General features: G+C 70.2%; 20 protein-coding genes and 1 riboswitch. Of the genes, 4 read left to right on the plus strand and 16 right to left on the minus strand.

Annotated elements, in window-relative coordinates:
* Window positions 1-44: 44 nt before the first annotated feature.
* The 3 genes from OCJ37_RS19860 to OCJ37_RS19870 all read right to left on the minus strand — a co-directional run bounded on the left by OCJ37_RS19860 (window position 45) and on the right by OCJ37_RS19870 (window position 2,783).
* The gene (locus OCJ37_RS19860; protein ID WP_263111400.1) at window positions 45-899 is read right to left on the minus strand and encodes an NAD-dependent protein deacetylase; all 855 of its coding nucleotides are present in this window, start codon (window positions 897-899) and stop codon (window positions 45-47) included.
* Window positions 900-1,092: 193 nt separating this feature from the next.
* Window positions 1,093-1,473, minus strand: coding sequence for a VOC family protein (locus OCJ37_RS19865; RefSeq protein ID WP_263111401.1), 381 nt, complete (start codon window positions 1,471-1,473; stop codon window positions 1,093-1,095).
* Between the two features lie 56 nt (window positions 1,474-1,529).
* Entirely contained in the window at window positions 1,530-2,783 is a 1,254-nt protein-coding gene (locus OCJ37_RS19870; protein WP_263111402.1) for an MFS transporter, read from the minus strand.
* Between the two features lie 97 nt (window positions 2,784-2,880).
* On the opposite strand from OCJ37_RS19870, the gene OCJ37_RS19875 reads away from it, so the two are divergent.
* Window positions 2,881-3,786, plus strand: coding sequence for a LysR family transcriptional regulator (locus OCJ37_RS19875; RefSeq protein ID WP_263111403.1), 906 nt, complete (start codon window positions 2,881-2,883; stop codon window positions 3,784-3,786).
* Window positions 3,787-3,909: 123 nt separating this feature from the next.
* Here OCJ37_RS19875 and OCJ37_RS19880 read toward each other — a convergent pair whose 3' ends face one another.
* The 7 genes from OCJ37_RS19880 to OCJ37_RS19910 all read right to left on the minus strand — a co-directional run bounded on the left by OCJ37_RS19880 (window position 3,910) and on the right by OCJ37_RS19910 (window position 11,357).
* On the minus strand, window positions 3,910-4,578 hold the full coding sequence (locus OCJ37_RS19880) for a VOC family protein (RefSeq protein ID WP_263111404.1): 669 nt from the start codon (window positions 4,576-4,578) through the stop codon (window positions 3,910-3,912).
* 329 nt (window positions 4,579-4,907) lie between these two features.
* Window positions 4,908-5,240 carry a thioredoxin family protein gene (locus OCJ37_RS19885; RefSeq protein ID WP_003469256.1) on the minus strand — a complete coding sequence of 111 codons (333 nt, stop codon included), beginning with the start codon at window positions 5,238-5,240 and terminating at the stop codon, window positions 4,908-4,910.
* A gap of 85 nt (window positions 5,241-5,325) precedes the next feature.
* Window positions 5,326-5,898 carry a flavodoxin gene (locus tag OCJ37_RS19890; RefSeq protein WP_263111405.1) on the minus strand — a complete coding sequence of 191 codons (573 nt, stop codon included), beginning with the start codon at window positions 5,896-5,898 and terminating at the stop codon, window positions 5,326-5,328.
* 184 nt (window positions 5,899-6,082) lie between these two features.
* The gene (locus tag OCJ37_RS19895; protein ID WP_145703830.1) at window positions 6,083-7,123 is read right to left on the minus strand and encodes a ribonucleotide-diphosphate reductase subunit beta; all 1,041 of its coding nucleotides are present in this window, start codon (window positions 7,121-7,123) and stop codon (window positions 6,083-6,085) included.
* A 122-nt stretch (window positions 7,124-7,245) separates the two neighbouring features.
* Window positions 7,246-9,660, minus strand: coding sequence for a ribonucleoside-diphosphate reductase subunit alpha (locus OCJ37_RS19900; RefSeq protein WP_263111406.1), 2,415 nt, complete (start codon window positions 9,658-9,660; stop codon window positions 7,246-7,248).
* Between the two features lie 178 nt (window positions 9,661-9,838).
* Window positions 9,839-10,062, minus strand: a riboswitch (cobalamin riboswitch).
* Between the two features lie 336 nt (window positions 10,063-10,398).
* On the minus strand, window positions 10,399-10,689 hold the full coding sequence (locus tag OCJ37_RS19905) for an EF-hand domain-containing protein (RefSeq protein ID WP_263111407.1): 291 nt from the start codon (window positions 10,687-10,689) through the stop codon (window positions 10,399-10,401).
* A 128-nt stretch (window positions 10,690-10,817) separates the two neighbouring features.
* Window positions 10,818-11,357 (minus strand): hypothetical protein, encoded by a 540-nt coding sequence (locus OCJ37_RS19910; protein ID WP_263111408.1) that lies wholly within the window; start codon window positions 11,355-11,357, stop codon window positions 10,818-10,820.
* Between the two features lie 183 nt (window positions 11,358-11,540).
* On the opposite strand from OCJ37_RS19910, the gene ompR reads away from it, so the two are divergent.
* From ompR to OCJ37_RS19925, 3 genes are all read left to right on the plus strand, one after another.
* Window positions 11,541-12,263: an osmolarity response regulator transcription factor OmpR gene (ompR, locus tag OCJ37_RS19915; RefSeq protein WP_263111409.1), complete on the plus strand. Its 723-nt coding sequence runs from the start codon at window positions 11,541-11,543 to the stop codon at window positions 12,261-12,263.
* Window positions 12,260-13,528, plus strand: coding sequence for an ATP-binding protein (locus OCJ37_RS19920; protein ID WP_263111410.1), 1,269 nt, complete (start codon window positions 12,260-12,262; stop codon window positions 13,526-13,528). Before ompR ends, OCJ37_RS19920 begins: the two co-directional genes overlap by 4 nt.
* A gap of 130 nt (window positions 13,529-13,658) precedes the next feature.
* On the plus strand, window positions 13,659-14,567 hold the full coding sequence (locus OCJ37_RS19925) for an alpha/beta hydrolase (RefSeq protein WP_263111411.1): 909 nt from the start codon (window positions 13,659-13,661) through the stop codon (window positions 14,565-14,567).
* A 33-nt stretch (window positions 14,568-14,600) separates the two neighbouring features.
* Here OCJ37_RS19925 and OCJ37_RS19930 read toward each other — a convergent pair whose 3' ends face one another.
* The 6 genes from OCJ37_RS19930 to OCJ37_RS19955 form a co-directional block, all read right to left on the minus strand.
* Window positions 14,601-15,371, minus strand: a complete 771-nt coding sequence (locus OCJ37_RS19930) for an SIR2 family NAD-dependent protein deacylase (RefSeq protein ID WP_263111412.1) — start codon at window positions 15,369-15,371, stop codon at window positions 14,601-14,603.
* A 52-nt stretch (window positions 15,372-15,423) separates the two neighbouring features.
* Window positions 15,424-15,672, minus strand: a complete 249-nt coding sequence (locus OCJ37_RS19935) for a hypothetical protein (RefSeq protein ID WP_263111413.1) — start codon at window positions 15,670-15,672, stop codon at window positions 15,424-15,426.
* 569 nt (window positions 15,673-16,241) lie between these two features.
* Window positions 16,242-16,673 carry an organic hydroperoxide resistance protein gene (locus tag OCJ37_RS19940; RefSeq protein ID WP_263111414.1) on the minus strand — a complete coding sequence of 144 codons (432 nt, stop codon included), beginning with the start codon at window positions 16,671-16,673 and terminating at the stop codon, window positions 16,242-16,244.
* A gap of 96 nt (window positions 16,674-16,769) precedes the next feature.
* A complete protein-coding gene (locus OCJ37_RS19945; RefSeq protein ID WP_263111415.1) occupies window positions 16,770-17,237 on the minus strand; it encodes a MarR family winged helix-turn-helix transcriptional regulator in 468 nt (155 codons plus the stop codon).
* Window positions 17,238-17,597: 360 nt separating this feature from the next.
* On the minus strand, window positions 17,598-18,692 hold the full coding sequence (zapE, locus tag OCJ37_RS19950) for a cell division protein ZapE (RefSeq protein WP_263111416.1): 1,095 nt from the start codon (window positions 18,690-18,692) through the stop codon (window positions 17,598-17,600).
* 61 nt (window positions 18,693-18,753) lie between these two features.
* Window positions 18,754-19,419: an alpha/beta hydrolase gene (locus OCJ37_RS19955; RefSeq protein WP_263111417.1), complete on the minus strand. Its 666-nt coding sequence runs from the start codon at window positions 19,417-19,419 to the stop codon at window positions 18,754-18,756.
* Window positions 19,420-19,459 lie beyond the last annotated feature (40 nt).

Consider the following 19,459-nt stretch of genomic DNA (forward strand, 5'->3'; position numbering starts at 1 on the left):
GGATCAGTTCGTGCGCGGATTCGGAACGCGCGCCGCGCCGTCCGCTACGCGGCCACCGGCGGTAGCAGAAAGTGCAGTGCCTGCGCGCAGGGTTGGGCCAGCTTCAGGCTCAGCAGGTCGTCGCCGCGGGTGCGGCCCAGGTTGACCGCGGCGATCGGCACGCCGGCCCTGGCCGCGGCCTGCACGAAGCGGAAGCCGGAATAGACCATCAGCGAGGACCCCAGCACCAGCATCGCGTCGGCCTGCTGCAGGTGCGCGAAGGCGGCGGCCACGCGCTCGCGCGGCACGTTCTCGCCGAAGAACACCACGTCCGGCTTCAGCACGCCGCCGCAGTGCGTGCACGCCGGCACCGCGAAGGCGGCGAAGTCCACGTCCTCCAGGTCGGCGTCGCCGTCGGGCGCCTGCCCGGCCTGCAGCGTCGCCCACTGCGGGTTGTGGCGCAGCAGTTGCTGCTGGAACTCCTCGCGCGGCAGGCGCCGCTCGCAGCCCATGCAGCGCACCACGTCCAGGCGCCCGTGCAGGTCGATCACCGCCTGGCTGCCGGCGGCCTGGTGCAGGCGGTCCACGTTCTGGGTCAGCAGCAGTTCGACCTGGCCGCGTGCTTCCAGCTGCGCCAGCGCCGCATGCGTGGCGTTGGGCCGGGCATGGCCGAAGCGCGGCCAGCCGACCAGGCTGCGCGCCCAGTAGCGCTGCCGCGTCGCCAGCTCGCCCATGAACGCCTGGTAGGTGACCGGTTGCGCGCGCTTCCAGTCGCCGGCGGCATCGCGGTAGTCGGGAATGCCCGAATCGGTGCTGCAGCCGGCGCCGGTCAGCACGAACAGGCGCCGGTGCCCCTCGACGAACGCTTGCAGCGCCGCGGCGTCGGCATCGGCCTCTGGCGGCAGCAGCAACTGATGCATCACGGCACTCCAATAGGGCGGGTGGCCCTTTTATCTTGGGCGTCCGCGGCCACGGCGCAAGGGCCGCACATAAACGCGCATGGGTTGCGGGCGATCGGGGTATCCCCGCCGCGCTCCCGCGCGAGCGGTGCCGGGTGGTCTCGGCCATCGGCCGCGACGAACGCGGCGGGAAATGTGCGACGTGGCGATCGCGCTAGAGCAGGTTGCTGACCTCGATCAGGTTGCCGTCCGGATCGCGGAAATACAGCGACAGGATCGGCCCGGTGGCGCCGGTACGCCGCACCGGGCCGTCCTCGATGGCGACCGCCGCCGCGTCCAGTTCGCTGCGCACCTGCGCCAGCGGCGTGGCGGTGATGAAGCACAGGTCGCCGGAACCGGGCGTGGGCACGCGCGCCTTCGGCTCGAACTCGCGGCCGGCGGCGTGCAGGTTGATCTTCTGCCGGCCGAATGCCAGCGCGGTGCGGCCTTCGCCGAACCGCTGCACCTGCATGCCGAGCACGCGCGCGTAGAACGCGCAGCTGGCGTCGATGTCGGCGACTGTGAGGACCAGATGATCAAGGTGCTCGATCTGCATTTCTGCCTCCAGTGGGTACACGCCGCCGCACCAGGGCATGCGCGGCAGCGGCGCGCCTACTCGCCGCGCGGCGGATGCGGGCCGAAGCGGCCGTACGGGCGGCTGTCGTCGGCGCTACGCCGCAGCACCTGCGCGGCGACCAGGCCGATGCCCAGCAACAGCAGGCAGCAGCCGACCAGCGCGTTCCAGCCGCCATGCTGCCAGGCCGCGCCGCTGAGCGAGCCGATCAGGCTGGCGCCGCTGTAGTAGGCCAGCAGGTACAGCGACGCGGCGTGGCCCTTGTTCTGCCCGCCGAGGCGGCCGACCCAGGCACTGGCCGCCGAATGCGCAATGAAGAAGCCGATGGTCAGCAGCACGATGCCGGCGATGACCAGCGCCAGCACGTGCGCGATGGTCAGCGCCACGCCGAGCGCCGCCACCGCGATGCCGGCCAGCACCACCGGGCCGCGGCCGAAACGGTCCGAGGCCGCGCCGGCCACCGACGAGGACACGATGCCGAACACGTAGGCGCTGAAGATCATGCCCAGCTGGCTCTGGCTGAGTCCGAACTCCGGCCCGCCCAGGCGGAAGCCGGCGTAGTTGTAGACGCTGACGAACACGCCCATCGCCAGGAACGGGATCGCGAACAGCCACGGCAGATGGCGGTCGCGCAGATGCCCGCCCCAGGCCTGCAGGTGGAAGCGCAGATTGATGCCGCGGCGGCGCACGAAATGGCGCGAGCGCGGCAGCAGCAGCACGAAGCCGACCGCCGCCAGCAGGTCGATGGCGGACACCGCGGCCAGCGCGATGCGCCAGTCGAAATGGTCGGTGAGCACGCTCATGCCGATGCGCCCGACCATGCCGCCGAACGCGTTGCCGGCCACGTACAGCCCGGTCGCCGCGCCCAGCTTGCGCGCCGGCACTTCCTCGGCCAGGTACACCATCGCCACCGCCGGCACCCCGCCCAGGGCGATGCCGGACAGCGCGCGCACCGCGACCAGCGCGCCCCAGTGCGGCAGGCACGCGGCAATCAGGTTGAGCAGCGCCGCCAGCGCGATCGACACGAACATCAGCCCGCGCCGGCCCAGGTTCTCCGACACCGCGCCGGCGCAGAAGATCGCGATCGCCAGGCCGCCGGTGGCCAGCGACAGCGGCAGCGAACTGGTCGCGGCGCTGACCCCGAACTCGCGCGCGAACGCCGGCAGCAGCGGCTGCACGCTGTACAGCAGCGAGAAGGTGGCGAACCCGGCCAGGAACAGCGCCAGGCGGATGCGCACCAGTGGCGCGGCGTCCACGTCCTGCAGCGGCGGGCATTGGCTGGAAGTGCTCACGACGACCGGGCAGCGAAGAAGGGCGGCCAGTATTTGCCTGCATCGATCCGGTGTCCAATATATGATCCAGGCATTCTCCATATCGTGTGGATATGACATGGAACTGCGCCACCTGCGCTATTTCCTGGCCGTCGCCGAGGCCGGACACTTCACTCGCGCCGCGGCGCAGCTGGGCATCCAGCAGCCGCCGCTGAGCCAGCAGATCCGCGCGCTGGAACGGGAACTGGGCACGCCGCTGTTCCTGCGCACCCCGCGCGGCGCCGACCTCACCGAGGCCGGGCGCGCGTTCCGGGTGGAGGCCAAGCGCGTGCTCGCCGACCTGGAGCGCGCCGGCGATGCCGCGCGCCGTGCCGCACGCGGCGAGAGCGGCGTGCTGCGGCTGGGCTTCACCGCCTCGGCGGCATTCAATCCGGTGGTGCCGATGCTGGTGCGCAACTTCCGCCGCGGCTGGCCGGCGGTAGCGCTGGCGCTGGAGGAAACCAACACCGCCGGCCTGCTCGCCGCGCTGGTGCAGGGCCGCCTGGATGCGGCCTTCGTTCGCTACAGCGTGGTCACGCCGCCCGAGCTGCAGCTGCTGAAATTTCCCGACGAGCCGATGAAGATCGCGGTCCCCACCGCGCACCGCCTGGCCAAGCGCAAGCGGGCGCCGCTGTCGGCGCTGGCCGGCGAGCCGTTCATCCTGTTCCCGCGCAGCTTCGGCACCAGCCTGTACGACGAGATCCTCGACGCCTGCCGCCAGTCCGGCTTCGAACTGCAGATCAAACAGGAAGCGCCGCAGATGTCGTCGATCGTGAACCTGGTCGCCGCCGAACTCGGCGTCTCGGTGGTGCCGGCCTCCACCACCCAGGTGCAGTTGCCCGGCGTGCGCTACCTGGACATCGAAGGCCGCGTGCCGATGGCGCGACTGGCGCTGGCGGCGCTGCCGGCCACCGCGCGGGCGATGCCGGTGGTGCGCCACCTGTGGCAGCTGGCGCAGGCGCAGGCGGCGGGCAAGCGCGGGTAGGCTGCGATTCTTCTGCAGGGCACTCGTGTCCCTTTGTAGGAGCGGCTTCAGCCGCGACGGGCTTTGCCGGTAACGCCTGTCGCGGCTGAAGCCGCTCCTACAGGGAGGCATGGGCGGGCCGCATCAACGCGACACCACCTCCCACCCCGTCGCGTCGCGCAGCACCTGCCCGCCGCGCACGCCTTCGACGACCACCCGCATGCCACGCGCGAACGGCAGCTGGCGGTGCTCGGGAAACCAGCGCCGCTGCGCATCGACCACGATCAGCAGGCCTTCGTGATCGCCGAGCGGCGCGAACACGTCGCGCACCGGCATGAACGGCAGCACGCCCAACCGGTCCTGCGCCGCGGCAGCGACCGCATGCACGTGCGCGCTGGGCAACCCGACTTCGCTGATGCACAGCAACTCGTCTGCGGAGAACGCGCCGTCGGCGACCGCCTGCACCGGCAACGGCCGGCGTGCGATCAGTTCCAGCACTGCGCCGTCGGGCCCGGCGAAATACACCGACTGCGATTGCCACGCCGCACCGAGCGCGAAGTGCACCTCGCCGAGCGGATCGCGCAGCAACGGCACGCGCGCGGACAGCCAGTCGCAGGCGGCGGCGAAGCGCGCGGGCGGCATGTTGAAGGCCAGATGCACGCTGCCGACCTCGGCGCCGGCGGGCACCAGGTCGAGCCGGCTCCAGCCGATGCGCACCCGCGTGGCCGCGACCGGCAACTGCAGCACGTCGCGATAGAAGGCGGCGCTGGCCGCGGGGTCGCTGGCGGGCAGGCTGAGTTCGGTGATCCGCATGAAGGCTCCTGGTGCTGGGAGCCTGGATTAGGCGATCTCAAGCGCGGTTGAGGTCAAGCGCGATGGCGAGCGTGCGCGGCGTGCTGCGGATGCTGCCGGCATGAGCGCCGACTGTTGCCGTGCATGCGCAGCGGCGCTCCACCGGCGATGCACCGTGCATGCGATGCCTTCTGTGGGAGCGACTTCAGTCGCGACGGGCTTCACCGACAAGGCCCGTCGCGACCGAAGTCGCTCCCGCAAGGATGCTGCGCAGCGCTGCGAGCAGCGGGCAGTTGCGCGAAACGAACGCGAGCGGGCCGAGCGAGCGGCACCCGCGCCGCGAAACGCACTCAGCCCAGGTGCGCGCGCACTGCTTCGTCGATCTTAGCCGGCGGCACGAAGCCGGGCACCCGCGCCACTTCCTCGCCCTGGCGGAACAGCATCAGCGTCGGGGTCTGGCGCAGGCCCTGGGCGCGGAAGAAGTCCTCGCCCACGTCCTCCATCTTCACCTTCAGCAAGGTCACGCCCTGCGCGCTGTCGCTCTCGGCGAAGCGCTCCAGCGACTTGTCGAGCATGCGGCAGCCGGGGCAGTTGTCCTTGTTGAAATCGGCCAGCACGCGCGGATGCGCGGCGATGGCGTCGGCGAACTGTTCGGCGGTGGCGACGGTGATGGTGGTGAACATGGAGCGGAACCTTGTCTGGTGTCGGGGAATGGCCGCGCAGGAGTGAAGGCGCCGGCGCTGCCTTGAAACGATGGGGAATGCGGCGTCAGCCGCTGCCGTGCAGCGGCAACGCCATCGGCACGAATCCGGCGGACCCGCCGGCCGCGGGCTCGGCAGCGGCTGGCGCAGTCGCCGACGCGGAGCCGCCCGCCGCCGCCGCACGCGCGGCGCGCAGCACCAGCACCCGCGCGCACCAGGCATCGATCGCCGCGCTGTCGCGCTCGCCGTGCGGCATCTGTTCGATCTCCAGCAACGGATAGGCGCTGTCGAAGAAACGGGCGATGCGCTTGACCGCGCCGCAGTAGTACTCCAGCCCCCACTGCGTCTCGCCGGTACCGAACGCCGCCACCTCGATCGCCTTGCCGGTCGCCTCGACCAGCTCGGCGATGTAGCGCTTCATCTCCGCCGGGGTGCGCCCGGCGTTGTCGCTCCAGCTGCCGAGCAGGTGCAGGTCGAACCTGGCCGCATGCGCGGCATCGCCGAGCGCGCCGTGCAGGGTCTGCATGTCGGTATGGATCACCGTCACCCGATGCCCCGCCGCCTCGCACTGCGCCTGCACGCGGCGGGCGACGTCGCGGGTGTTGCCGCTGAGCGAGGCGTAGGCTAGCAGGACGTTCATGGGGCCGGGATTGGGGATTGGGGATTGGGGGATTCGGAATTGGTAAAAGCGGGACCGTGGCTGTTACCGATCGCGCCTCACAAAACTCCGGATCGCTGCTTCTCAGGTCAATGAGTCGGAGAGAGATCGGGGATTGGGAAAGGCGGGCTCGGGATCGCTTTTGCCAATCCCCAATCCCGGCCCCTCACAGATCGTCGAATCCGTTGTCCGAATTGGTCTTCTTGTAGCTGGCGTTGCGCATCTCGAAGAAGTCGGTCTTGGTCTCGGTGAAGTTGTCCGCGTAGGCCTTGATCCACGGCATCACGTTGTCGCTGGCGTCGGTGTACAGCTTCTCGATGCCGAGCATGCCGGACATCTTGTTGGCGCGGTACTTCACGTACTGGATCATCTCGTCCACGTCGATGCCCTCGATGCCGTCGAGCACTTCCGAGGACCACTCGGTCTCCAGCCGGATCGCGTGCTCGAATGCCTGGTGCACGTAGTCGGTCAGTTCGTTGGTCTGCAGCTCGGCGTTCTCGCCGATGATCGCGCGGATCAGCTCGCTGATGAACTTGGTGTGGGCCAGCTCGTCGCGGTTGATGAAGCTGATGATCTTGCCGGTGCCGGTCATGCGGTTCTGCCGCACCAGGTTGTAGAAGTAGGCGAAGCCGGAATAGAAGTTGATGCCTTCCAGGATCGAGGACTGGATCAGCGAGCGCAGCAGGGTCTCGGCGGTCTTCTCGCGCATGAAGTCGTCGTAGGCCTGCATGATCGGCTGGTTGCGCGCGATGATGGTCGGGTGCGTGCGCGCGATCTCGAACACGCGGTTCTGGTCGGCCAGCCCGGCGATGGACGCCAGCACGTAGGAATAGCTCTCGTTGTGGATCACTTCCTGCTGGCCGATGATCGCCGCGTTGGCGTGCGCGGCCGGGTCGGTGATGTATTCGGCGACGTTGTAGATGAAGCGCGTCTGCGGCGAATCCAGCGTGGCCAGCAGGCCGATGATCGAGTCGTAGGCATTCTTCTCGCGCGCCGACAGCTCGCCGTACTGCTTGGCGTCGCCCTTCATGTCCACCTCGTCGGGGATCCAGAAGTTGGTCGACAGTTCCTTGTAGGCCCGGTAGAACGACGGATACGGGATGTCGTTCCAGTTGAGGATGCCGCTGGTGGTGCCGTTGATGATCCCGGTGGAGCGGTTGGGATGCATCGGTTCGAGGATCTTGATGCGGTCGAGCGCGATGGCCATGGGTCGGATTCGGTAGTCGGGTGAAAAGCGCCGCAGGCGGCGCGGCGATGCGGGGCGACGCACCGCGCGCAGGGCGCCCCTTGGGAAGCCATGCGCGCGGGAGCGCCGCTACGGGGTGGCGATCAGCTCGAGCACCACTCGCATTCGCTGATGTCGATATCGTTGGAGCGCACGTAGTAGGTGGTCTTCAGGCCTTCCTTCCACGCGGTCATGTGCAGGTCCAGCAGGGTGCTGGCGCGGATGCCGCTGGGCACGTAGAAGTTGAAGCTGATCGACTGGTCGACGTGGCGCTGGCGGCGCGCGTTCTGGCGCACGCTGGCGAACTGGTCCACCCGGTAGGCGCCCTTCTCGTAGTACGGGTAGGTGTCCACGGTCAGGCCCGGCGCCACCACCGGACGGCGGAAGTCCTTCTTTTCCTCGTAGTAGAACGCGCTGTAGATCGGGTCGATCGAGGCGGTGGAGCCGGCGATCTGCGCGGTACTCATGTTCGGCGCCACCGCCACCATCCACGCGTTGCGCACGCCGTTGATGCTGACCTGCGCGGCCAGTTCCTGCCACTCGGGGCTGGTATAGCCGCGCTTGCTGAAGTACTCGCCGTTCTGCCAGTCGCTGCCCTTGAACACCTTGTAGGCGCCCTTCTCCTTGGCCAGCGCCAGGCTCGCCTGGATGGTCAGGTAGTTGATGCGCTCGTAGAGCTCGTCGCTGTAGTCCTCGGCCTGCTTGGAATTCCAGTCGATGCCCTTCTGCGCCAGCAGGTGGTGCCAGCCGAACGTGCCCAGGCCGATCGCGCGGTACTTCTGGTTGGTGATGGTGGCCTGCGGCACCGGCAGGTCGTTGAGATCGATCACGTTGTCGAGCATGCGCACCTGCACGCGGATCAGCCGCTCCAGCACGTCCGGCGAGAGCAGGTCCGGCTGCGCGGTGACCGCGCGGCCCAGGTTCACCGAGGACAGGTTGCACACGACGAAGTCGCCGGCCTGCTTGGTGGTCACGATCTGGTCGCCGCTGATCATCTCCTGGATGACCCGGGTCGGGCTCATGTTCTGCAGGATCTCGGTGCACAGGTTGCTGGAATAGACCATGCCCTGGTGCTTGTTCGGGTTCATGCGATTGACTTCGTCGCGATAGAACATGAACGGGTTGCCGGTCTCCAGCTGGCTGACCATGATCCGCTTGAACATGTCGATGGCCTTGACCACCTTGCGGCCGATGCGCTCGTCGGCCACCACTTCCTCGTAGCGGGCGCGGAAGCTGCCTTCGCCGCGCTTCTCGTCGAAGAAGTCCTGCAGGTACCAGCCCTTGACCTCCTTCACCTCGTGCGGGTCGAACAGGTACCACTCGCCGCGGCGTTCCACCGCTTCCATGAAGATGTCCGGCACGCACACCGCGGTGAACACGTCGTGCGCGCGCAGGCGCTGGTCGCCGTTGTTCAGGCGCAGGTCCAAGAACGCCTCGATGTCGCGGTGCCAGATGTCCAGGTACACGGCGATGGCGCCCTTGCGCTGGCCGAGCTGGTCCACCGACACCGCGGTGTTGTTGAGCTGCTTGATCCACGGCACCACGCCGCCGCTGGAGTTCTTGACCCCGCGGATCGCCGAGCCGGACGACCGCACGTAGCCCAGGTAGGCGCCGACGCCGCCGCCGTGCTTGGACACGCGCGCCACGTCGGTGTTGGAGTCGTAGATGCCCTGCAGGCTGTCGTCGACGGTGTCGATGAAGCAGCTCGACAGCTGCCCGCCGATCTTGCCGGCGTTGGCCAGCGTCGGCGTGGCCACGGTCATGTACAGGTTGGACAGCGCCCAGTAGGCCTCGCCGACCAGCTGCATGCGCCGCTCGCGCGGCTTCTCGTCCTGCATCAGGTACAGCGCGATGGTCAGCCAGCGCTCCTGCGGCAGTTCGTAGACCTTGCGCGAGTTGTCGGTGGCCAGGTAGCGCGTGGCCAGCAGGTACAGGCCGTTGTAGGCGAACAGCTTGTCGCGTTCCGGGTCGATCATCCGGCCGGCTTCGGCCAGTTCGTCCTTGGAGTAGTTCTTGAGGATGTCGATCGAGTACACGCCGCGGTCGGCCAGGCTTTCCTGCAGGCCGACGTAGGAGCCGTACTTCTCGCCGGCATCGTAGAAGCGGTTCTTGCTGGCGCGCTTGTACAGGCGGTGCAGGTACAGGCGCGCGGCGAAGTACTCCCACTCCGGCGTGGCGATGTCCACGCGCGACTCGGCCTCGCGGATCAGGTAGTCGACCATGTCGTCGGCCGACAGGCTTTCCTTCTTCTCCACGAAGGCGAAGGCCTTGCGCTCGTAGTCGGCCACGTCCAGCTGCGGGAACTCGGCGTGGATCCGGTCCAGGGTGCGCTGCAGGCGCGAGCGGTCGAAGGCCATGCGGCGGTTGCCGCCGTCCTTGACGATCCAGGTCACGGCGCGCTGGTCGTTGCTCGGCTCGCTGGCGGCCACGTCGGGCTGCGCGGCGGCGGCGGCAGGCGTGGAGTCGACGTCGGCGGCGTCGAGGGGGGCTGCGGCCGGCAGGCTGTGGGTCTGGCTCATGATGGTCTCCAAGCGTGGTGCACCGGCTGCCCGGCCCTCGCAGGCAGGACTCCGACCGGATCAGCAGCGTGGGGACGCGGTGTCGCAGCGACCGCGACGGCGCAGGCGCGAGCCTGCGGGCGGTCACCGCTTCACCGACCATCTCCCCCCGGAGATTCAACGGTCGGCGCCGCGCTGTGTGCATCGCGCGGCTGTCGGCAGGTCTTCGGGCTTATGGGCGGCGGCCGAATGGCCGGTTCCTAGCCCGTCGCTTCCCAAGGCGGGACGCCTCAGTGCGGGTGACGGGTTCGTTCCCAATTACCGCTGCGGGGCAGCGCCGGCCTGAGCGCTCGCGCGCCGCACCGGCTTCCCTTTTGATCCCGCAGCCTGGTGGCTGCTGGAACCGACCACCACAAGATAGTGGGGTGCCCGGGCGTCGTCAACGCTAAATGTAGTCGAAAAGCCGAAAACCCAAGCGGGGCAAGAGTTTGCCGTGGCGACGCGGCGAAACCCCGCGGCGGGACGCTGGATCCGGCCTGGAACGGGCCACAGCGCCCATGCCGCAAAGGCCTCGACGCGGCCACCGGGGGCTGGCGGCGCGCGCCGGCCCGCGCCGGTTGCGCAGGACACCGGCAACCGGCACGCCGGGCAGGCCGAACGGCGGCCGCAGCGGCCGCCGCCAGCCGTGTGCGGCCCGGGTCGCACGAACATGCGGTGCAAGCGGCGCTGGCCGCCGTAGGGACGCGGGTCCCGCTCAGTTCAGCGCGAGCGCGGTCCGGCCTGCTGCATGGCCTGCTGCATGGCCGCGCGCAGTTCGTCCGGCGACAACTGGCCGTCGTGGTTGCTGTCCAGCGCATCGAAGCGCCTGGCGATGCGTGGCAGCGACGCGTCGGCCTCGTTGCGGCTGACCAGGCCGTCGCCGTTGGCGTCGGCCGCCGTCAGCCGCTGCTGCAGCTGCTGCTTCTGCGCGGCGGTCGGCGCGGTCTGGGCGGCGGCGGTACCGGCTGCCAGCAGGCTGCACAGCACTCCATGGATGATGGCTGTCTTCATGGCGATCCTCGGCTAAGGGATAAGGAATGGACGAAACGCGGCGGCACGCGCGGCAACACGCGGCGGCGCAGCGCGATGTCGATGGCGAAGCCGCCCCGGGAATGTGATCGCTGCACCACGGCGCGCGACTACGGACGGCAGGCCACGACTTCGCCGGCGGCAGTGGTGCAGGTCCCGGTGTGGCTGACGCTGCCGTCGGCGGCCGTGGTCGAGCCCTGGTAACTGGCGCCGTTGGCGGCCGTGGCGCTGGTCTGGCGGCTGCCGGTCACGCTGCCGTCGGCGCTGCGGGCGAACCCGCCGCTGCTGCTGGCGCTGCCGCCGTTGGCGCCGACGACGCTGGCGCTGCCCTGGCGACCGGCGCTGCCGTCGGCGTTGTGGTAGGCGCTGCCCTGGCGCGTGACCGCGCCGCCGTTGACGCCGCTGGCGGTTGCGCCGCTGCTGCCCGACGCGTTGCCCTGGCCGTCGGCCTGCCACTGCCGCGCCCGCGTGCGGCTGCCGTGGGCACCGCTGGCGCTGGCATTCACTGCGGCGCTGCGGGCGCCATCCACGTGGCTGGCGGTGCGGGTCCGGGTGCGCTCGCGCGCCTGCGCCTCGGGCGCCGCCACTGCGGTCAGGCCGCCTGCGGCCAGGGTGAACAGCAGGATCGAGCTACGTAGCGAGAGGGTCATCATGGTTCTCCGGGGAAGCAGCGCGGGGAACGCTGCGGTGGAGCCACGATAGGCCGCATGCGGACGCAAGATGTCGCAGCGTGGCCAGCGGATGTTTCTGCGGGCGGCGGCGGAAACATCCGCTTACAAAGTCCGCGCGGCGGGCGTTGCCGGACAGCCGCGGCGCAGCCGATAGTGGCGGCCATGAACGACGCCCCTGCCCGCTTGCTCCTGGTCGACGACGACGCGCGTCTGCGCGAACTGCTGCGCCGCTACCTGGAAAGCCAGGACTTCTCGGTGAAGGCGGTGGCCGACGGCGCCCAGCTGCAGCAGGCGCTGGCGCGCGGCCATTACGACCTGGTGGTGCTGGACCTGATGCTGCCCGGCGAGAACGGCCTGGAGATCTGCCGGCGCCTGCGCGGCCAGGGCGACACCACGCCGATCGTGATGCTCACCGCCAAGGGCGACGAGATCGACCGCATCGTCGGCCTGGAGATCGGCGCCGACGACTACCTGCCCAAGCCGGTGAACCCGCGCGAGCTGCTGGCACGGATCCGTGCGGTGCTGCGCCGCACGCGGCCGGCCGGTGCCGGCGCGCCGCAACCGGACGGCGGCGAGATCGGCTTCGGCCGCTTCCGCCTGCACCTGGGCCGGCGCGAACTGAGCTGCGACGGTCAACCGCTGAAGCTGACCACCGCCGAATTCGCGGTGCTGTCGGTGCTGCTGCGGCATCCGCAGCAGCCGCTCAGCCGCGACCGCCTGATGAGCCTGGCGCACGGCCGCGAGCACGACGCCTTCGCGCGCAGCATCGACGTCACCGTGGCGCGGCTGCGCAAGCTGCTCGAAGACGATGCGCGCACGCCGCGGCTGATCCAGACCGTGTGGGGCATCGGCTACGTGTACGTGCCGCCGGAGACCGCGCCATGAGCCGCGTCCGCCACGCAGGCGATGGCTGGCCGCGCAGCCTGTTCGGGCAGCTGGCGCTGGTGATCGCGCTGGTGCTGGCCGGCGCCGGCCTGCTGGCGCTGCTGCTCGGCCGCGAACTGGCGCTGCGTCCGGCCGCGCAACAGCTGCTGCGCACGCTGGACGGTTTCGCCAATGTCGCCGAGGCGCTGCAGCGCTCGCCGGCGGCCGCGGCCTTGGAGCCGGCCCTGCACGAGGCCGGTCTGCAGGTCAGGCACAGTCCGCCGCCGGCCGCCACGCGCACAGGCCCGCTGGCGAATGACCTGCAGCGGCGCGCCGCCGGCCAGCTCGGCGCGGGGCGCGAACTGCGTCGCGGCGACGACGGTGCGGTGTGGCTCAAGCTGGCCACGCCCGATCCGCTGTGGGTGGCGTTTTCCAGCGAACGCCGCGGCCATGGCGTGCGCCGCTTCTCGGTGGCGTTGCTGGCCGCCTGCGCGCTGCTGGTATGGCTGGCCGCGGCGTACTTCGCGCGGCGCCTGGTGTTGCCGCTGCGACAGCTGGCCCAGGCGGCGCCGCATATCGTGCGTGGCGACGGCGCCGTGCCGATCGCCAGCGGCGGCCCGCGCGAGGTGAGCGACCTGGCGCGGGCCCTGGCCGATGCCAGCGCCGACGTGCGCAGCGCCGCGGCCGAGCGCAGCTTGCTGCTGGCCGGCATCTCGCACGACGTGCGCACGCCGCTGACCCGCCTGCAGTACGCGCTGGCGCTGCTGCCGCAGGTGGAGCCGGAGCTGCGCGACGGCATGGAGCGCGACATCGGCGAGATCGATGCGATCCTGGCGCAGTTCATCGCCTATGCCCGCGACGGCCGCGACGAAGCCAGCGCGCCGCTGGACCTGGTCGAACTGTGCCGGCATGCGCTGGGCGCGACGCGCGCGGCCTGGGAGGTCGAATTGCCGGAGCACGCGCCGCTGTACGCCAAGCCGATGGCGCTGCAGCGCGCGCTCGGCAACCTGATCGGCAATGCCGAGCGCCACGGCGCCGCCCCGTTCCAGTTGCGCCTGGCGCGCGACGGCGACGGCTGGCGCATCGAGGTGCGCGACCATGGCCCCGGGCTGGACCCGGCGCTGGCCGCCAGCGCGCGGCAGCCGTTCGTGCACGGCGGCCATGGCGGCAGCGGGCTGGGCCTGGCCATCGTCGAGCGCGTCGCCCGCCAGCACCACGGCGAGCTGCGCCTGGACAATGCCGCCCCGCACGGGCTGCGCGCGACGCTGCGGGTGCGCGAGGCATGAACGGCGGCGCAGTGGCGACGCCGGCCGCCATGCGCGCCGCGCCAGCCGTTGCCGCGCGCGGCGCAATCGCATCGGCAACGCATCGCGCCGCCCTCCCCTCCCACGCCTGCACCCTCCAAGGATTTCGCCCATGACCTCGCTCGCCCGCACCTTGCTCGGTGTAACGCTGTTGCTGACCGCGCTGCACGCCGCAGCGCTGCATGCGCAGGATGGCCGCCTGCGCGAGCGCCTGCGTGCGCGGCTGGCGCAGTCGGCGGCCGCGCCGCGCGCGCCGCTGCCCGACGGCACGCGCGTGCTGCGCGATGTCGCCTACGGCGCCGATCCGGCGCAACGTTTCGATGCCTACCTGCCCGCCAATGCGCGCAACGCACCGCTGATGGTGATGGTGCACGGCGGTGGCTGGGCCAACGGCGACAAGGACAATCCCGGGGTCGCCGCCAACAAGGTCGCGCACTGGCTGCCGCAGGGCTATGCGCTGGTTTCGGTGAACTACCGCATGCTGCCGCAGGCCACGCCGCTGCAGCAGGCCGGCGACGTCGCGCTCGCCGTGGCCAAGGTGCAGTCACTGGCCGCCGGTTGGGGCGCCGATGGCAGGCGGATGGTGTTGATGGGGCACTCGGCCGGCGCGCACCTGGTGGCACTGCTGGATCTGTCGCCGACGCTGCTGGCGCAGGCCGGCGCACGCCCGCCGCTGGGCACGGTGGCGCTGGACAGCGCGGCGATGGACGTGGAGCAGGTGATGCAGGCGCGGCACCTGCCGCTGTACGACCGCGCCTTCGGCAGCGACCGCAGCGACTGGATCGCCGCCTCGCCGTACCACCAGATGGGCACCGCCGCGCCGCCGCTGCTGGCGGTGTGCTCCAGCCGCCGTGCCGATGCCTGCGCGCAGGCCCGGCACCTGGCCGACAAGGCGAGCGCGCGGCGGATCCGCGTCGAGGTGCTGCCGCAGGACCGCAGCCACGCCGAGATCAATCACGATCTGGGCCTGCCATCGGCCTATACCGACGCGGTGGACGCGTTCCTGCGCTCGTTGCGCTGACCGCTTGCCGGCGCGGATCGCCTGGGCCTGACTTCAGCCCGCCGGCCAGCGCTGCAGCAACAGCGGCAAGGCCAGTGCGGCGGGATCGCGCCAGTGCAGGTCGGCGTGCGCGGACAGGCCGCTGGGTTCGGGATTGATCTCGACCACGCAGGCGCCGCGCTCCTTGGCGCGCAACGGCAGCCCGGCGGCCGGATACACCAGGCCGGAACTGCCGATCACCAGCACCAGGTCGGCTGCGTCGGCGGCGCTCTCGGCGCGCGCCCAGTCGGCGGCCGGCAGCGCCTCGCCGAACCACACCACGCCCGGGCGCACCGCGCCGCCGCAGGCCGCGCAGGCCGGCGGCGCCAGGCGCTGGGTCGGCGCCTGCACGTCGATCGGCGGCAGCAGCCCGTGCCAGGCCTGGCCGCAGTCGCTGCAGCGCAACGCCGACAGGCGCCCGTGCACGTGCGCGGCGACCTCGCTGCCGGCGCGCTGGTGCAGGTCGTCCACGTTCTGGGTCGCCAGCGTGGTGCTCTTCAGTCCGGCCAGGCGCACCAGGGCGTGATGCCCGGCATGCGGCTGCGCCTGCGCGACGATCGCCATGCGCCAGCGGTACCAGCCCCAGACCAGCGCCGGGTCCGCCCGCCAGGCGTCCTCGGTGGCCAGTTGCTGCGGATCGAAGCGCGCCCACAGGCTGTCGTCCTGGCCGCGGAAGGTCGGCACCCCGCTCTCGGCGGACATGCCCGCGCCGGTAAGCACCAGCAGGCGGCGCGCGCCCTGGATGAAGGCGGCCACGGTATCGGCGTTGTAGGCGGAGCTGAGCATGGCGCGCGCAAGAGTGATGGCCTTCGCACTATCACATCGGCCCAGTTCCGCCTCAATCTGCAGCACAGCAATGGCGCCGCGTCTGCACGGCAAAGGCAGCCCGGTACGAAGGCGATGCGGTCGCTGCCGCAATGGCATGCAGTCCATCGCCGTCATTTTTCCCGCCATCGTGATCGAGTGAGCCCTCTTGCTGTTGCTGTTGCTCTTGCTGTTGCTCTTGCTGTTGCTCTTGCTGTTGCTCTTGCTGTTGCTCTTGCTCTTGCTTTTGACTTACCGGGTTCCCTGCCGACGCGGTGGCCATGGCGGGGAAAAATCCCGAAGGGGCGACGCACATGGATGTGCGCCATTCGCGGCAGGGGGATGCCCCTGCCGCGATTCCTCGTCATGGGCGCGGACCCGGAGCACGCAGCGCGGAGGGCGCGAGGCAGGGCGTGCTTGACCAGCCTTCGGCTGTGGCAGAGCGCTTCTTTTGGTCACTTTTCTTTGCACGAGCAAAGAAAGTGACCGCGCTCAAGCGCGGAAGCTTCTGCTTTTGGTGTTGATTTTGTAGGAGCGGCTTCAGCCGCGACCGAAGCATTGCGGGGAACGCATCTGTCGCGGCTGAAGCCGCTCCTACAGTGATTCAGCCGCTGGCGCTGCCGCTGCTGCTGCCGCTGGCGCTGCCGCAAGAGCAAGCGCAAAGCTTTCGCCTTGCGGCGAGTTACCTTGATCAGCCTTCGGCTGCTGAAAAGCCTTCTTTCAGCGTCTGCGGCGAATCGACGATGCCGCCGCGGTACATGCGCAATGGCGGCTCGGCCACTGTCACACCGCAGACAGCAAGAACCCCGCCGCGCAGGCCGCGCGACGGGGTTCTCGGGCAAGCGGCATCGCTCAGTCGAGGACGACCAGGTTCACGTCGATGTTGCCGCGGGTGGCGTTGGAGTACGGGCACACCTGGTGCGCCTTGTCGACCAGCGCCTGCAGTTCCTCGCGCGGCATGCCCGGCACGGCGATGCGCAGTTCCACCGCGATGCCGAAGCCGCCGGGAATCTGGCCGATGCCGACGCTGCTTTCGATGCTGACCTCGCCCGGCAGCTTCTGCTTGCCCTGCGCGGCCACCGCCTTCATCGCGCCGATGAAGCAGGCCGAATAGCCGGCCGCGAACAGCTGCTCCGGGTTGGTGCCGTCGCCGCCGGCGCCGCCGAGCTCGCGCGGGGTGGACAGCTTCACATCCAGCGCCTTGTCGGAGGAGACGGCGCGGCCTTCGCGGCCGCCGGTCGCGGTGGCGTGGGCGGTGTAGAGGATCTTTTCGGGTGAGGCCATGGTGGTGCTCCTGGTGAGGCGCGACGCGCCGGGTTGATTGATAGCGATTTAATAGCACACTACATAATTAACGGAACGTCATGCCTGGCGACGGCCTCAGCCGCCGCCCAGGTTGCCGCGCAAGGTTTCCAGTTGCTGCTTGAGCTGGCGCAAGTCCTGCAGCGAGCAGGCCGCGGCGCAGAACACCTGCTCGGGCACCGCGCCGGCCTTGCTGCGCAAGGCGCGGCCGGCCGCGGTCAGGCGCACCACGACCTGGCGTTCGTCGTCGGCCGAGCGTTCCCGCGTCACCAGGCCGCCGGCCTGCAGCCGCTTCAGCAGCGGCGTCAGCGTGGCCGAGTCCAGGAACAGGCGCTCGCCGATCGCCCCGACCGTGCGCGCGTCCTGCTCCCACAGCACCAGCATCACCAGGTATTGCGGATAGGTCAGGTCCAGCGACTTCAGCAGGCCGCGGTAGAGCTTGTGCATGGCCAAGTTGGCCGAGTACAGCGCAAAGCACAGCTGCTGGTCCAACTGCAGCGCCGCGTCGCGGCTGGGGATCTCGGCGGGAGTGCGTTGCTTCGGCATGGGCGCAATTTACATAGCGCGCGATTTAATTGCAAGCACTTTCTTCGGGCGGCATCGGCCGGCGCGGGCGCCGCCTCGCCCGTTGCGGCCGCCGGCCCGGACGGGAGTGCGTGGCCTGCCGGTGGCGGCTTCGTTGGTCGCGGCTGAAGCCGCTCCTACAGGAGCCGAGGGCATGGTGGCCGGGTGCACTGTGGGAGCGGCTTCAGCCGCGACGAACGCAAGCGCCATTCTTCGGCAGGCACCAAAGCATCGCAGCCCGTGACCCGAGCCCACCAAAAGCCGCCATCCCAAGGACCCTTAACGAGACACGGGCATGCCGCCCTCCCGCCAAGGCCATCGCCTCCCAGCCAAGATCGCCGCTCAGGCGCGGTGCGCGGTGGCCAGGTACTCGGCGCTCTGCATTTCGATCAGGCGCGAGGCGGTGCGCTCGAACGCGCCGGCCAGGCGCTCGCCGCTGTACAGCTGCGGCGGCGGGTCCTGCGCGGTGCAGACCAGGTTGACCTGGCGGTCGTACAGTTCGTCGATCAGGTTGACGAAGCGCCGCGCCGCATCTTCGTTCATGCGGTCGAAATGCGGGATGCCGCCGAGCAGCACGGTGTTGAACTCGCGCGCGATCTCGATGTAGTCGGACGGCCCGCGCGGGCCTTCGCACAGCGCGGCGAAATCGAACCAGGCGATGCTCTTGCCGCGGCCGCGCACCGGGATCTTGCGCGCCTCGATGACGATGTTGCCGCTGCGCGCGGCCTCGTTGCCGCTGAGCTCGCCCCAGCGTCCGTCCAGCCATGCGTCGGACTGCGCATCCAGCGGCGCGCGGTACACCGGCGAGCGGGTCAGCGCGCGCATGCGGTAGTCCTCGGTGCCTTCGGCGTACAGCTCCACGCAGTACTTCTGCAGCAGCGCGATCGCCGGCAGGAAGCTCTCGCGCTGCAGGCCGTTGAGGTACAGGTTCTGCGGCGCGGTGTTGGAGGTGGTGACCAGGGTCACGCCCTCGGCGAACAGCCGTTCCAGCAGCCGCGCCAGCAGCATCGCATCGCCGATGTCGGTGACGAAGAACTCGTCCAATACCAGCACGCGCAACTGGGTGCGCCATTCCTGCGCGATCTTGGCCAACGGATCGCTCTGCCCGGCGTGCTCGCGCAGGCGCTCGTGCACGCCGCGCATGAAGCGGTGGAAATGGGTGCGGTACTTCTGCTCGATCGGCAGGCCGTCGTAGAACAGGTCGACCAGGAAGGTCTTGCCGCGGCCCACGCCGCCCCAGAAATACAGGCCGCGCACCGACTCGGGCTTCTTCCAGAACGCGGACAGGCGGTCCAGCCAGCCGTCCTGGTCGCTGTCCACGATCGCGGCGTGGATGCGGTCCAGTTCGGCCAGCGCGGCGTGCTGCGCCGGATCGTCGCGCCAGTCGCCGCGCGCCACGCCCTCGGCATAGCGTTGCGAAGGAGCGGCGGCGCTCATCGGCATGCACCCGCGCCGCGATGCGCGCACCGCCCTGCGCGCGCCTGCGCCTGCGCGGCGCTCACGCCGGCTTGCCCGGCAGCCATGCCTTGACGCCGTGCTGCAAGGCACCGCGCAGGTCGATCAGCTTGCGATGGAAGAAATGGCTGGTGTCGGGCATGCGCACCAGCATGGGCTGCTGCTCCCGCGTCTCCAGCCACTCGTACACGGCCTGCGGGTCGACGATCTCGTCGGCCTCGCCCTGGATCACCAGCCACTGCGGCGGCGGTTCCACGCCGGCGAAATCCCAGCGCCCGGCGGGCGGCGCGATCGATACCAGCGCCTGCGGCTGCAGCGCGGCGCTGGCGCGCAGCGACACGTAGGCGCCGAAACTGAAGCCGGCCAGCCACAACGCATCGTGCGGGCGCTGCGCGCGTACCCACGCCGCCACCGCGGCCAGGTCCTGCTGCTCGCCGTCGCCGTGGTCGAAGCTGCCGGCCGAGGCGCCGACGCTGCGGAAGTTGAAGCGCACCACCCGCACGCCGAGTTCGCGCAGCGCGCGCGCGACCATCGTCACCACCTTGTTGTGCATGGTGCCGCCCTCGGTGGACAGCGGATGGCAGACGATCGCGGTGACCGGCAGCACGGCCGTGCCTGCCTCGGGCAGATCGACCGCGACCTCGATCGGGCCGGCGGGGCCGTCCAGCAGCAACGCGCCGGATTCGGTGGGGAAAGCGGGAGAAGTCATGCGGTCATAATACCGGGGCTGGGTGCAGGCCACATGCAGG

Source organism: Xanthomonas sp. AM6 (assembly GCF_025665335.1).
Lineage (GTDB): Bacteria > Pseudomonadota > Gammaproteobacteria > Xanthomonadales > Xanthomonadaceae > Xanthomonas_A.

What these genes read in the sequence shown, in the direction of transcription:
- OCJ37_RS19890 (WP_263111405.1), bottom strand. Translation starts at nt 5,898, where the DNA reads ATGAACGTCCTGCTAGCCTACGCCTCGCTCAGCGGCAACACCCGCGAC.
- OCJ37_RS19895 (WP_145703830.1), bottom strand. Translation starts at nt 7,123, where the DNA reads ATGGCCATCGCGCTCGACCGCATCAAGATCCTCGAACCGATGCATCCC.
- OCJ37_RS19880 (WP_263111404.1), bottom strand. Translation starts at nt 4,578, where the DNA reads ATGCGGATCACCGAACTCAGCCTGCCCGCCAGCGACCCCGCGGCCAGC.
- OCJ37_RS19910 (WP_263111408.1), bottom strand. Translation starts at nt 11,357, where the DNA reads ATGACCCTCTCGCTACGTAGCTCGATCCTGCTGTTCACCCTGGCCGCA.
- OCJ37_RS19920 (WP_263111410.1), top strand. Translation starts at nt 12,260, where the DNA reads ATGAGCCGCGTCCGCCACGCAGGCGATGGCTGGCCGCGCAGCCTGTTC.
- OCJ37_RS19935 (WP_263111413.1), bottom strand. Translation starts at nt 15,672, where the DNA reads ATGGCCACCGCGTCGGCAGGGAACCCGGTAAGTCAAAAGCAAGAGCAA.
- OCJ37_RS19945 (WP_263111415.1), bottom strand. Translation starts at nt 17,237, where the DNA reads ATGCCGAAGCAACGCACTCCCGCCGAGATCCCCAGCCGCGACGCGGCG.
- OCJ37_RS19925 (WP_263111411.1), top strand. Translation starts at nt 13,659, where the DNA reads ATGACCTCGCTCGCCCGCACCTTGCTCGGTGTAACGCTGTTGCTGACC.
- OCJ37_RS19860 (WP_263111400.1), bottom strand. Translation starts at nt 899, where the DNA reads ATGCATCAGTTGCTGCTGCCGCCAGAGGCCGATGCCGACGCCGCGGCG.
- OCJ37_RS19955 (WP_263111417.1), bottom strand. Translation starts at nt 19,419, where the DNA reads ATGACTTCTCCCGCTTTCCCCACCGAATCCGGCGCGTTGCTGCTGGAC.
- OCJ37_RS19905 (WP_263111407.1), bottom strand. Translation starts at nt 10,689, where the DNA reads ATGAAGACAGCCATCATCCATGGAGTGCTGTGCAGCCTGCTGGCAGCC.
- OCJ37_RS19900 (WP_263111406.1), bottom strand. Translation starts at nt 9,660, where the DNA reads ATGAGCCAGACCCACAGCCTGCCGGCCGCAGCCCCCCTCGACGCCGCC.
- OCJ37_RS19885 (WP_003469256.1), bottom strand. Translation starts at nt 5,240, where the DNA reads ATGTTCACCACCATCACCGTCGCCACCGCCGAACAGTTCGCCGACGCC.
- zapE (WP_263111416.1), bottom strand. Translation starts at nt 18,692, where the DNA reads ATGAGCGCCGCCGCTCCTTCGCAACGCTATGCCGAGGGCGTGGCGCGC.
- OCJ37_RS19875 (WP_263111403.1), top strand. Translation starts at nt 2,881, where the DNA reads ATGGAACTGCGCCACCTGCGCTATTTCCTGGCCGTCGCCGAGGCCGGA.
- OCJ37_RS19940 (WP_263111414.1), bottom strand. Translation starts at nt 16,673, where the DNA reads ATGGCCTCACCCGAAAAGATCCTCTACACCGCCCACGCCACCGCGACC.
- ompR (WP_263111409.1), top strand. Translation starts at nt 11,541, where the DNA reads ATGAACGACGCCCCTGCCCGCTTGCTCCTGGTCGACGACGACGCGCGT.
- OCJ37_RS19930 (WP_263111412.1), bottom strand. Translation starts at nt 15,371, where the DNA reads ATGCTCAGCTCCGCCTACAACGCCGATACCGTGGCCGCCTTCATCCAG.
- OCJ37_RS19865 (WP_263111401.1), bottom strand. Translation starts at nt 1,473, where the DNA reads ATGCAGATCGAGCACCTTGATCATCTGGTCCTCACAGTCGCCGACATC.